This is a genomic window from Paenibacillus sp. PK3_47 (genome assembly GCF_023520895.1).
Classification (GTDB): domain Bacteria; phylum Bacillota; class Bacilli; order Paenibacillales; family Paenibacillaceae; genus Paenibacillus_AQ.
Genome location: NZ_CP026029.1, coordinates 960139 through 972510 on the forward strand (window position 1 = coordinate 960139; position 12372 = coordinate 972510).

Here is a 12372-nt window from a genome sequence, read left to right on the forward strand (position 1 = left end):
GCAAAAAGTCCCCTAAAACCATGGATTTATAATCACTTCATTTGTACTTATCTGCTGCGCAGCGTAAACAGCACATCTTCCATATCTGCCGGAAGCGGTGCACTGTACTCCATATATTCACCTGTCGAAGGATGCACAAATCCCAATACTGCAGCATGCAGAGCCTGTCCGTTCATAGTGAGGCCCTTGCTGCGCCCGTATACCGGATCCCCAACAAGCGGATGCCCGATAAATTTCATATGCACACGGATCTGATGGGTTCTCCCCGTCTCCAGCTGCAGCTCCAGCAGTGTAGAGTCACCAAAGCGCTCCAGCACGGTAAAATGGGTCACGGACCGTTTGCTGTTCTTCTCGGTTACAGTGTACAGCTTGCGGTCATGCGGATCACGGCCGATCGGTGCATCCACTGTTCCTTTGTCATGCGACAGATTGCCGTGCACCACAGCTATGTATCTGCGGGTTACGCTGTGCTCCTTGAGCTGGGCGGCCAGTGACGCATGGCTGGCGTCATTTTTGGCGGCCATAATCAGTCCGGAGGTATCCTTGTCGATCCGGTGCACAATCCCCGGACGGATCTCGCCGTTAATGCCTGACAGGTCTTTGCAGTGGTACATCAATGCATTGACCAGTGTACCTGAAGGATGCCCGGCAGCCGGATGCACGACCATACCGCGCGGTTTATTCACGACAATCACATCACTGTCTTCATAGACCACTTCAAGCGGGATGTTCTCCGGGATAAGATCGGTAACTTCAGGCTCAGGTACAGTCACGGCAACAACATCGCCTTCGGAGAGCTTGTAGTTCGCTTTGACTGGTGCCCCGTTAACAGTAACATGTCCTCCGCTGATCCACAGCTGCACCTGGGACCGTGAAACCTCCTCTTCCCAGGACTCCGTAATGTATTTATCAATCCGCTCGCGGGCGTTCTCTGCGGCAACTGTCCATTCCGTGACGTCCCGTTCTTCCTCGTAGGCTGATGCTGCCGCCTGCTCATTGACGTCTTTATTCAAATCATTCATTCCCTTCTCTTACTTCCTTTGATTCTTTGACCTCGGTAATCTCTTCTCCGCCCTTCATATCCAGCAGTGTGTCCAGGATGATCAGTCCAACCCCGATGACAATACAGGAATCCGCCACATTAAAAATCGGGAAGGTGTAGCTGCCGAAATTGAACATCAGAAAATCCACGACCTCACCGGTCAGCAGACGGTCCAGGAAATTGCCCACAGCTCCGCCAAGCACCAGTGCAAGTGCGGTAGGCAGCAGCCTGCGGGTGCCTTTGGTCTTATTGAGATACCAGACAATACCGCCGACAACAACAATTGTAACAATAATAAAGAACCACTGCTGCCCTTGAAGTATTCCGAAAGCGGCTCCACGATTGCGGTGGGACGTGATGATGAAGAAGTCCTTGATCACCGGAATCTGCTCACCGAGCTCCATCCGCGTAGCAATCACATATTTGGTACCCTGGTCGATCAAAAACAGAATTAGCGCAATCAGATAGTACACCACAGAAGTTGTCACTCCGTTCTTATTTTTCCCGCTGCTCAAGCGGTACAAATACTGTATAAAGACTTGTATATTGTAGCACAGGCCTCAAGAACACGTCTATTGCAGGACTTTCGCAAAACGCGGACCGGGGCACTATTTTCCATCGCTAAAAAGGACTCTCCCGGGCCAAGCTACCTAAGAAGAAACCGGGCATCCGCCGGCAGGCGGCCACGATCTCCCAAAAGCATCTGAAAGGAGCATATTCCATGAGCCATTTGACCCCACAGCAGCTCTCCCACCTGCGCGAAGCTCTTCTGCAGGAGCGGGAGGAGATTATCCGCAGACTGCATTCCAATGATTTTCACGGACTGCAGGAATCCATGCGCGATACGACCGGTGAACTGTCCGAAATTGACAACCATCCCGGTGATGTGGCTACAGATCTGTACAACCGTTCCATTGATATCTCCCTCGTAGAGCGGGAAGAGCATGATCTTACGGACATTGAAGCGGCATTAAAAGCTATGGATGAAGGAACCTACGGGATCTGTATCGCCAGCGGCCAGCCGATTCCTTTTGAACGCCTGTCTGCCCTCCCCGCCACAAGGTACAGCAAAGAATATTCTCCACGCCAGAGCGCACCCTTTACACGTCCGGCAGAGGAGGAGTTCCTGAACCCGCCTTTCGGCCGCAGCAGTCTTGACGAGCATGAGGAATATAACGGCTTTGACGGTGAAGACGCCTGGCAGATTGTGGAAAGCTGGGGCAGCTCCAATTCTCCCGCGCTCGCTGAAGGTAATAATATCGATTCCTACAACGATATGGAGATTGAGGCCGATGAAACCGAAGGCTTCGTCGAGCCCTGGGAAAATTTTGTCGCCACCGATATTGCCGGTAATCATATGATTATTGTGCAGGGGACCAGCTACCGCCACTACATGGATTCCGAGGAAGGCAGCTACCTGCTGGATCCCGGCCATAAAAAAAGAAGGGAGTAGCCTTGAGCTGCTCCTTTTATTTTCGGCCAACAGCTAAAACGTCTTCAGCTCCAGCTGATGCTGTACGATCCGGACAATATCCGCAATATAATCGCCGATGATCGGCAGGTTAAGCGCCCCAAGCATCTGCAGCAGATAAATAATGGTAGCCGCAAAAAACGTAAAGCCCAGCGCAATCCCCAGTCCGCGTGCCGCCCCTGACAAAATGTTCAGTCCGATCAGTCTCCACGGCGAAAATAGCAGCTGTGTATATTCGGCGATCCGCGCCTTTTCCATCTGCTGGGCCAGTCCGTTTGTCACCCTGTAAATGGCATCCATTTTTTCTTCCTGCGGTTTGGCCTGTCCCCTCTCACCGGGGTGTACTCCGGTTCCTTTGTCTTCTTCTTTCCGGTCAACCACGATTTCCGGCTCCTTTCCCGGCATGACTTGCACAGCTGCTGAAAACAAACAAGGCCCGGTCCGGGAGATCAGTTCTCCGGGAACACGGGACTCGTCATTTTGCGCCAAATGATAAAGATGTCTGCACCTCATCCTCACATTCTCGCAGCAACGGCATCCTGAAAGCAGTACATTGTACCCTGTCATCGGCAGATACGCCCTTCAGTGAAGCTGGACGCATCTGCGTATGCCGCTAGTATATGCCATTTCGGGCCGGGTAATACAAGGCCTCTTCTTAGGCTCCGATAAAGATTCCGATCGTTCTGCCGCTGAGGTCCACCGTCTCAAAGCTGTGGTCTCCGTCAAAATCAACCGTCGTCACAAGCACATTCTCACGCAGTACATGTTCAAAGGCGGTAACTGCAGCTTTCAGCTCATCATCCAGCTGCAGCGTAAGCGCGATCCGCTTCTCGATGGCAAGATCCAGGCGTTTGCGGTAATCCTGAACTGCACGGATAATTTCCCGCACCCAGCCTTCCTGCTCCAGCTCCGGAGTGATTTCAGTATTCAGGGCAACCGTCAGCCCGTAACCGGAAGCGGCAGCAAAACCAGGTTTGGCCTGCTTCTCGACAAGCAGCTCCTCGGACGTGATCTGCAGCTCCTCCCCATCAGGAGACACAACTGCAGCTACGCCATTTTGCACCACTTTGCGGGTAGCGTCACTGTCCATTCCTTTCAGGAAGCCCTGCAGGAAGCCGACATTTTTGCCGTACTTTTTGCCTGCCACCTTCAGGTTCAGCTTCAATGTAAAGTCAACAAAGCCGCTGTCGCTGTTCTCCAGTACGATGGTCTTTACATTGATCTCATCCTTGATGATCTCTTCATAATCCGCCACATCAAAGTCGTGGTCCATGGAGACGATCAGCTCGGACAGCGGCTGGCGGTTCTTGATGCCGGTCTCGTTGCGCACGTTGCGGGCCAGCTCGACAATGCCTCTTGCGCTTTCCATATCGCGTTCCAGCTCAAGGTCGATCAGACTTTCGTCGGCTGCCGGATAATCCACCAGATGCACGCTTTCCCCGCCGCCCAGGTTCGTGAAGATGTCTTCAGCCAGCATCGGCATAAACGGAGCTACAAGCGCAGCTGTCGTCAGCAGCACATGAGTCAGTGTACGGTAAGCATCCAGCTTCTCTTCACCCAGTCCGGCGCCCCAGAAACGGTCGCGGGAACGGCGGATGTACCAGTTGCTCAGCTCATCCACAAAGGTCTCGATTGCTTTGGACGAATTGACGAAATCGTTGACAGCCAGGCCTTTTTCCACTACGACAATCAGGCTGTTCAGGCGGGAGAGAATCCAGCGGTCGAGCTTGTGCTCCGAAACCTTGAACGGGTGATCTGCAGGATCGTAGCCGTCAATGCCGGCATACAGGGTCAGGAACGCATGCGTGTTGACCAGCGTATCCACAACCTTGGATTTGGTCTCTCCTACCAGGCCGCGCGAGAATCTTTTGTTATTCCACGGCGCACTGTCGGACAGAATCGCCCAGCGGAAGGCGTCCGTGCCGTATTCGTTCATGATCTCCCAAGGGTCGATGACATTGCCTTTGGATTTGGACATTTTTTGGCCGTTCTCATCCAGGATGTGTCCTGTAGCGATAACCGCCTTGTACGGTGCCACTCCCTTAAACAGCGTAGAGACTGCAAGCAGACTGTAGAACCAGCCGCGGGTCTGGTCAATTCCTTCACAGATCATGTCCGCCGGGAACTGGTCATTCAGATTCTCTTCATTCTCGAACGGATAATGGCTTTGGGCAAACGGCATGGAGCCGCTGTCGAACCATACGTCGATCACTTCAGAGGTACGGACCATCACTCCGCCTTCGCTGAACGGGCTGCGCAGCTTAATACTGTCCACGTACGGCTTGTGCAGCTCGATATCCTCAGGCACCTCTTCCGTCGCCATTGCTCTCAATTCGGCGATGCTGTGCGGTGCGAATTCCTTGCCTGTATCCTGGCAGACCCATACATTCAGCGGCGTGCCCCAATAGCGGTTACGGCTGATGTTCCAGTCAACGAGCTCATCCAGGAATTTGCCGAAGCGGCCTTCACGCACATGCTCAGGGTACCAGTCTACACTGTTATTGTTAGCAACCAGCTGTTCCTTGATCGCTGTGGTGTTGATGAACCAGCTGTCTGTTGCATAGTAGAGCAGCGGTGTATCGCAGCGCCAGCAGAACGGGTAGCTGTGCTCATATTTCTCTTTGCCGTACAGGAGACCTCTCTCGGACAGCACCTTCACGATATCCAGATCGCAGTCCTTCACGAAACGTCCGGCAAAATCACTTACTGTATCCGTATACTTACCGGAAGCGTCAACCACGTTAACGAAGCTGATGCCGTTTTCGCGGCAGGTCTTGTAGTCATCTTCCCCGTGTGCCGGAGCCATATGCACAATCCCCGTACCGCTGGAATCCGTAACAAAGGATGCGCCCACGATTACATTCTGTTTCTCTGCCTTGATGAAGCTGAACGGCGGAGTGTAGCTTTGGCCGATGAATTCGGAGCCTTTGTGTGTTGAAAGGATTGTGTACTCGCCCTTCAGTACCTCTTCCACCAGATTCTTCGCCAGGATGTAGACCCCATTGTCCTGTTGTGCGCGGACATAATCCATCTCCGGGTTCATGGCCAGCGCCATATGCGCCGGGAGGGTCCAAGGGGTTGTCGTCCAGGCCAGAACATAATCGCCGCTGCCGTCCAGCTTGAACTTGGCGGTTGCACTCAGATCTTTAACCGTCTTATAGCCCTGAGCCACTTCATGGGAGCTCAGCGTAGTCTGACAGCTCGGGCAGTACGGGCTTACGCGGTGACCGCGGTACAGCAGTCCCTTCTCATGCACCGTAGCAAGGATGTTCCACACACTCTCAATGTACGTGTTATCCAGCGTTACATAAGGATTATCCAGATCGGTCCAGTAGCCGATTGCTTCCGTAAACTCGCGCCACTGCTTCTCATAGCCAAAGACACTGGCCTTACATTCCTTGATGAATTTCTCCACGCCGTACTCTTCAATCTCCTGCTTGCCGGAGATGCCGAGCTTCTTCTGCACGCCCAGCTCTACCGGCAGGCCATGCGTATCCCAGCCCGCTTTGCGGACTACGCGGAAGCCCTTCATCGTCTGATAGCGGCCGATGAAGTCTTTGATTACCCGGCCGAGCACGTGGCCGATATGCGGCGCGCCGTTTGCAGTCGGCGGTCCTTCATAGAAGACGTAGTTTGGCTTGCCTTCACGGTTCTCCATCGATCTGCGGAACGTGTTCTCATCGCTCCATTTCTTCAATATGCGGACGTCTCTGGCCCGCGCTTTTTCTCTGACATCTACTTTTTGCATGTTGGTCAATCCTTCCTTTCGTTTAACAGCTGTTCGATTCCCTAACTCAACGCACTTTTGCCTCGCCCTTTGCCTATGCCCTTGATCTTGCCTTTGATCTTGGGCCTCCGGCCGCGATCCCGTTAGGGCAGCACTGGGCCGGGTTGCCCCTTGCCTTTGATCTTGTCTTTGATCTTGTCTTTGATCTTGTCTTTGATCTTGCCTTTGATCTTGCCCTTGCCTTTTGATCTTGGGCCTCCGGCCCGCGATCCCGTTAGGGCAGCACTGGGCCGGGTTGCCCTTGCCTTTGATCTTGCCTTTGATCTTGTCTTTGATCTTGTCTTTAAAGGTTAAGGCCCCGCAGGCGTACCCGCCAGGGGAGCCTAAGAAGGGCCGCGCCTTCCGCCGTAGTAATCCTTCCCCGTCCGCCACCGTCCATCCCCACTCGGAGCACTTGTTGCGGGTGTCCAGAGGGCGGCCAGCCCTTGGGGTCCCCCTTGGAAGGGGGATTTAGGGGGATAGAAAATAAGGGATACAGATACATAATAAAAACGTCGTCCCGCCCCAAAGGGGCGAGACGACGCTCGCGATACCACCCTAATTCTGCGCCTGCAGCACATCCTTAAGGGGAGTGTATTCAGCACAATCTCAGTCCGCACCATAAGTTCTGGCACGGGCCGGGATAACGTCCGGCGGACGGCGTAAACCTACACACGAATAAATCGCTTCAGCTTAGCTTCTAGGGGAAGATCTTCCGGCAAGGCGTGAACGATCGGCTCGCAGCAATCACCGACTCTCTGGAGAACGTTACCTTATCGTACTTGTCCCGTCATCGAATACATATTAAAGTTGTACAGATATGTTCTAGTTATAGACGTTTTCCGCAGAAATGTCAACATAGAGGTGTACCATAGCCACCTCTGGCATCCCTTCTGCAGCTACAGCAGATTCTCGCTGACTTCGCGGCTCTCCAGCGCATTCCAGTCATCCTGGGACAGCAGCTCCAGCTGTGCTTCCAGCAGTGTCCGGAAACGGGTGCGGTAGATCGATGCCTGCTTGCGCAGCTCTTCGGTTTCAATCGAAATCTTGCGGGATTTGGACAACGCTTCGTTAATGATCCGGTCCGCGTTTTTCTCCGCTTCCTTGATAATCAGCTGGGATTCCTTCTTGGAATTGTTCTTCACATCATCCGCAGCTTCCTGGGCGACAAGAATCGTCTTCGACAAGCTTTCTTCAATATTTACAAAGTGGTCCAGACGCTCCTGAATCGACAATAGCTGGTTCTGCAGCTCCTTGTTCTCACGAATGACACTTTCGTAATCCTTGATCACCTGATCCAAAAATTCATTGACTTCATCTTCATCATAACCGCGGATTCTCCGGGAGAATTCCTTGTTATGTATATCGAGCGGCGTTAATGGCATGCTGTGCACCTCCTAGAAATTTAGGACCTCTTATGCCCCTGAACCATAAAATGTCCCGGCAGACAAAGAAGAAAGACTGTACTTCAAGTATAAGGCGGAAGGCGGGGATTCATTCCGTCAGCCGCTCCAGGATCCGCCTCTTCTACAAGTATCGGCGTCCAGCTTTCAAAATGTTTGCTTCCCTAGAGATAATCAATTTCGACAAGGAACTCAGGATTCCTGCTGCGGATTCAGACAAATTTGCCGACCTGAACCCGGTACCGCCCTTTTTTGGTCAGACTGCCGATCTCTAGCACCTTAAAACGTCCAAAGCCCTGAATGGAGACGACATCACCGTCTTTAAGACCAGCCGATGGATCCTCCACAACTTTCCAGTTCACCCTGACACGTCCGGCCTTGATCGGTGCAAGAATTTTGCTCCGGCTTAACCGGGTAACATCCGCTGCAATTCCATCCAGCCGCAGGGAGGCTACTGTAAGGTCCATGGTCTCCAGCTTGACCTCACTGCTGCGCAGGCCGGAGAGAGGCAGAATTTCCGTACTGACATTAACCCGGTGTACTCCCGTTAAATTCATGGCAAGAAAATTGGCGATATCCGCGGCTACCACTACATGACAGCCATCTTCCAGCACATGGATATCGCCGATTTTTCCTCTTTTGATACCAAGACCGAGAATCGCCCCCATATAATCCCCATGCTCCAAATCCAGAAACTTCTGTTCTCCGGACGTAATGGCCAGCACTTTCAGCTCCATATCCTCGTCCGTCAGGTCACGGTAATCGGGAGCAATCAATGCCCTCTTCCGCTCCGCGCGCTCAGAACCGCCCTCCCATCTCACTTCCACATCGGGATGACGGTTCACGAGACTTTGCAGAATATACCCTTGGCGGGGATCGAGAAATTCAGTCAGCTTGGTTTCATGATATTCTCCGGCATTCGTGACCCATTCCCAGGCCTTGTCCACAAATTGACGTTCATCGGGATGAAAATGCCCGTAAAGTTCATTCTTCATATTTTAACCGATCAGAAGTGCCACAATGGACTTGAGGCCCGTAACTGCAAATTGAAGCACAAACAGCGCAACAATCGGAGAGAAGTCAATCGTTCCGAACAGCGGTGGAATAACCTTGCGGAAAGGCGACAGATAAGGCTCTACAAGCTTGCCCAGCAGTTCCCCAATAAAGTTCTCGCGTACATTAGGCAGCCAGGACATAAGTATATAGAAAATGATCATGTAGTAGTAAATCCTAAAGAGTATATCAATTATTGAAAAGATTTCCAGCAAAGCCCAATCACCTCATTCTGTTATAGTCTTGATCGTCACCCAGGATTTCTGTAATGGACCCTTGAATTTCAACGGTATCCGGTGTGCACATGAATATATTGCCCCCAATCTTGGAGATTCCTCCGCCCAGGGCATAAACGGTTCCGCTGAGAAAATCAATAATCCGCATAGCCTGGTCATTGCGCACCCGCTGCAGATTGATCACCACCGTACGGTGGGAACGGAGATGATCGGCTATTTCCTGAGCTTCTTCATAAGAACGCGGCTCATAAAGGACTACCTTCACATTTTTTTGTGAATGGATGCTAACGACGTTGGCCCGCTGATTTTTGCGGGTTTCTACAGGGGCGGGTTCGAACTCTTCCTCCTCACGGGTAATCTGCTCCCGTTCAACAACTTCCTCTTCCTCCTGCAAGCCCAAAAAACTCATAAACCGGTTCATTACGCCCATCAGTCTCCCTCCTCATGACCTACTAATACCGTTCCCAGGCGCACCTGGGTGGCTCCTTCCTGTATCGCCACTTCAAAATCATTCGACATTCCCATCGACAGCTCTTGTATTGGCTCAGGTGTCAAAGCTAGCAGATTAAGCTCATCCCGCAGCTCACGGAGTCCGCGGAATACCGGGCGGGTAAGCTCCGGGTCCTCTTCATGAGGGGCCATCGTCATCAGTCCGATGACCTTCACGCGGTCATAAACGGCTATTTCACGCAGAAACTGGGGCACAGCTTCAGGACTCAGGCCAAACTTGCTGTCTTCCCCCGAGATATTGACCTGCAGGAATACCTTTACCGTAATTCCGGCAGCTTCAGCCTTTTTGTGCAGCTCCTGCGCCAGTGATAACCGGTCCATAGAGTGTATATATTCAAATTTGCCGATAACATCCTTCACCTTATTGGTCTGCAGATGACCGATGAAATGCCAGGTTCCCTTGTCTCCAAGGGCTTTCCATTTATGCTCTGCATTCTGCCAGCGGCTCTCTGCGATATCCATAAGTCCTGCTTCCAGCACAGCGGATACCGTATTCAGCGAGACATATTTTGTCACTGCAATGATTTTGACTTCATGTGCATCTCTTCCGCTTGCCGCACACGCTCTCGCTACGCGTTCCTTTACATCTGAAATTCTGTCCTGCAGTGTCAAAGCCAACGTTCAACTCCCCTTTATTCCAATCCAGCTCGTCATTCTGCCTGTAATTCCGTTCTCCTTGCGGTATGAAAAGAAAAGATCAGGGTTACAGCTTGTACACCAAGTTGTACATTCGATATGAGTCGGCAATATTCCTGCTTTAATCATAATGCGTCGGTTCATTTCTTTCAAGTTAAGCATACTTTTGCTGTCATCGGTTTCCGATTTGGTGTAGAGAACCTGCCCGGTTCCGTCAAAAGCCTGCGCCCCCAGCGTATCCTCCAGCCGGCGCACATGATCCATCACATAATCGTCGACCTCATAGCAGCATTCCCCTATGGAAGGTCCGATTGCCGCAAGAATATCCTTCGGACGGCTGCCGTATACCTCCTGCATTTTACGGGCCATTGCGCCTGCAATTTCAGCAACAGTTCCTTTCCAGCCCGCATGCGCAAGACCTGCGGCACGCTTCACAGGATCATAGAAATACAGCGGCACACAGTCTGCGTAAAAGGATGTGAGCAGCACATCCGGCACATTGGTCAGCAGACCGTCGGTGGACTGGAAAGCCGAAGTCCTGTCCAGGCTGCCGCGTCCGCGGTCACGCTCCGTGACAATTGCAATCTCTTTTCCATGTGTCTGTTCACCGCAGGTCCAGGCTTCCAGTGTAAATCCAAGACGCTCCGCAAGTCTCCGCCGGTTATTCAGCACATCTTCCGGCTCGTCACCAACATGAAAGGCGCAGTTGAAGCTGTCATAAGGGGCCTTGCCGAAGCCGCCTTGCCTTCCTGTAAAACCTGCAGTAATCCTATTATGCTCTAAACGCCAGGGCTCTATATGAAACAGCGCAGGCGTTTCTTCTTTTTGAACAAATGGCTCCATAATTTCACCTCTGTCTAAGTGTACCACAAGTATAAAAATCCCCACAAAGTGAGGGTATGTTCACAGTCAAAAAGGCGCCCCTTGTTAATAAGTGCGCCTTTCACTGCGGTCTCCCCGCTCCAGATACATCGTTTCACGCTCTTCCTGTCCCTGAGGCATCCTCGGCTCCTCTATTTTTACAAGCACGACATCGGCACCTATCTTGACAATATTCCGCCAGGGAATGATCAGATCTGCTCCGCCTCCGAAAAGCCCCATAAACCGTGTAAACCCGGGAACGACAATGGCATCTATGACGCCGCGGCGAAGGTCCAGCTCCAAATCACTGATTTGTCCAAGCCGTTTTCCATCGACAATATTAATGACATCCTTCGTCTGAAAATCAGAAATTTTCATTTTTTTGCCCGCTCCGATCGAATCCTCGTTCACCTCAGCACCCCTGTACAATAAGACATATAATCCAATATATGTACTCCGGGCTTGGCTACATACCTATATTTATCAGTCCCCGCCAACATATAAAGGGGTATCCCGCGGATTGCTGCCGCTTAAGGATACCCCTGTTTCATTTGTTTGACATGCCTATGACTTTACATGCTTTTGCATTTGCTGAATCGCTGATTTCTCCAGCCGTGATACCTGTGCCTGGGAAATGCCGATTTCATCGGCAACCTCCATCTGCGTCTTGCCTTCAAAGAAACGCATCGAGAGAATCCGTTTTTCCCGCTGGCCCAGCTTTCTCATCGCTTCACGCAGCGCAATCTCTTCGATCCAGGACACGTCTTTATTCTTGTCGTCACTGATCTGGTCCATCACATAAATCGGATCCCCGCCGTCATGGTAGATCGGCTCAAACAAGGAGACAGGATCCTGAATGGCGTCAAGGGCAAACACTACATCCTCTTTCGGTACACCCAGCGCCTGGGAGATTTCGAAGATCGTCGGCTCCCGCGAATTCTGGTTGGTCAGGCTGTCACGGACCTGCAGCGCCTTATACGCGATATCCCGCAGGGAGCGTGACACCCGGATGGGGTTGTTGTCCCGCAGATAGCGGCGGATCTCTCCGATAATCATCGGTACGGCGTAGGTGGAAAACTTTACATTTTGCGATAAATCAAAATTATCGATGGCTTTCATCAATCCGATGCAGCCTACCTGGAACAGATCGTCAACGAACTCTCCCCGATTATTGAACCTTTGAATGACGCTAAGCACAAGTCTAAGGTTCCCATTTACCAATTTCTCTCTGGCGGACCGCTCGCCCTGCTGCTGCAGCGAAGTGAACAGCTCCCGCATCTCCACGTTCGTAAGAACGGGCAGCTTGGCGGTATCCACACCGCAAATCTCGACTTTGTTACGGGTCATGATGATTTACCTCCCAAGGAGAAACATTAATGTACATTATCTCCCCG

General features: G+C 51.9%; 13 protein-coding genes. 1 reads left to right on the forward strand and 12 read right to left on the reverse strand.

What is annotated here, in order from left to right; all coding sequences use genetic code 11:
• Nucleotides 1-47 precede the first annotated feature (47 nt).
• Both C2I18_RS04475 and lspA read right to left on the reverse strand, forming a co-directional pair.
• Nucleotides 48-1022: an RluA family pseudouridine synthase gene (locus tag C2I18_RS04475; protein ID WP_249900085.1), complete on the reverse strand. Its 975-nt coding sequence runs from the start codon at nt 1020-1022 to the stop codon at nt 48-50.
• Nucleotides 1015-1518 carry a signal peptidase II gene (lspA, locus tag C2I18_RS04480; RefSeq protein ID WP_249902002.1) on the reverse strand — a complete coding sequence of 168 codons (504 nt, stop codon included), beginning with the start codon at nt 1516-1518 and terminating at the stop codon, nt 1015-1017. Before lspA ends, C2I18_RS04475 begins: the two co-directional genes overlap by 8 nt.
• 245 nt (nt 1519-1763) lie before the next feature.
• On the opposite strand from lspA, the gene C2I18_RS04485 reads away from it, so the two are divergent.
• Entirely contained in the window at nt 1764-2495 is a 732-nt protein-coding gene (locus tag C2I18_RS04485; protein WP_249900086.1) for a TraR/DksA C4-type zinc finger protein, read from the forward strand.
• A gap of 33 nt (nt 2496-2528) precedes the next feature.
• Here C2I18_RS04485 and C2I18_RS04490 read toward each other — a convergent pair whose 3' ends face one another.
• The 10 genes from C2I18_RS04490 to sigG all read right to left on the reverse strand — a co-directional run bounded on the left by C2I18_RS04490 (nt 2529) and on the right by sigG (nt 12325).
• The gene (locus tag C2I18_RS04490; protein ID WP_249900087.1) at nt 2529-2894 is read right to left on the reverse strand and encodes a DUF5665 domain-containing protein; all 366 of its coding nucleotides are present in this window, start codon (nt 2892-2894) and stop codon (nt 2529-2531) included.
• A 274-nt stretch (nt 2895-3168) separates the two neighbouring features.
• Nucleotides 3169-6261, reverse strand: a complete 3093-nt coding sequence (gene ileS, locus C2I18_RS04495; RefSeq protein WP_249900088.1) for an isoleucine--tRNA ligase — start codon at nt 6259-6261, stop codon at nt 3169-3171.
• 917 nt (nt 6262-7178) lie between these two features.
• Complete coding sequence (locus C2I18_RS04500) at nt 7179-7664, reverse strand: DivIVA domain-containing protein (protein WP_249900089.1); 486 nt, start codon at nt 7662-7664, stop codon at nt 7179-7181.
• 230 nt (nt 7665-7894) lie between these two features.
• Nucleotides 7895-8677: a YlmH family RNA-binding protein gene (locus C2I18_RS04505; RefSeq protein WP_249900090.1), complete on the reverse strand. Its 783-nt coding sequence runs from the start codon at nt 8675-8677 to the stop codon at nt 7895-7897.
• 3 nt (nt 8678-8680) lie between these two features.
• Nucleotides 8681-8899: a YggT family protein gene (locus C2I18_RS04510; protein ID WP_249900091.1), complete on the reverse strand. Its 219-nt coding sequence runs from the start codon at nt 8897-8899 to the stop codon at nt 8681-8683.
• Nucleotides 8900-8957: 58 nt separating this feature from the next.
• Nucleotides 8958-9401, reverse strand: coding sequence for a cell division protein SepF (locus C2I18_RS04515; protein WP_249900092.1), 444 nt, complete (start codon nt 9399-9401; stop codon nt 8958-8960).
• Nucleotides 9401-10093, reverse strand: a complete 693-nt coding sequence (locus C2I18_RS04520) for a YggS family pyridoxal phosphate-dependent enzyme (protein WP_249902003.1) — start codon at nt 10091-10093, stop codon at nt 9401-9403. Before C2I18_RS04520 ends, C2I18_RS04515 begins: the two co-directional genes overlap by 1 nt.
• 9 nt (nt 10094-10102) lie before the next feature.
• On the reverse strand, nt 10103-10960 hold the full coding sequence (pgeF, locus tag C2I18_RS04525) for a peptidoglycan editing factor PgeF (protein ID WP_249900093.1): 858 nt from the start codon (nt 10958-10960) through the stop codon (nt 10103-10105).
• A gap of 84 nt (nt 10961-11044) precedes the next feature.
• Nucleotides 11045-11356 (reverse strand): YlmC/YmxH family sporulation protein, encoded by a 312-nt coding sequence (locus C2I18_RS04530; protein WP_249902004.1) that lies wholly within the window; start codon nt 11354-11356, stop codon nt 11045-11047.
• Between the two features lie 186 nt (nt 11357-11542).
• Nucleotides 11543-12325 (reverse strand): RNA polymerase sporulation sigma factor SigG, encoded by a 783-nt coding sequence (gene sigG / locus C2I18_RS04535; protein WP_249900094.1) that lies wholly within the window; start codon nt 12323-12325, stop codon nt 11543-11545.
• Between the last annotated feature and the right edge of the window lie 47 nt (nt 12326-12372).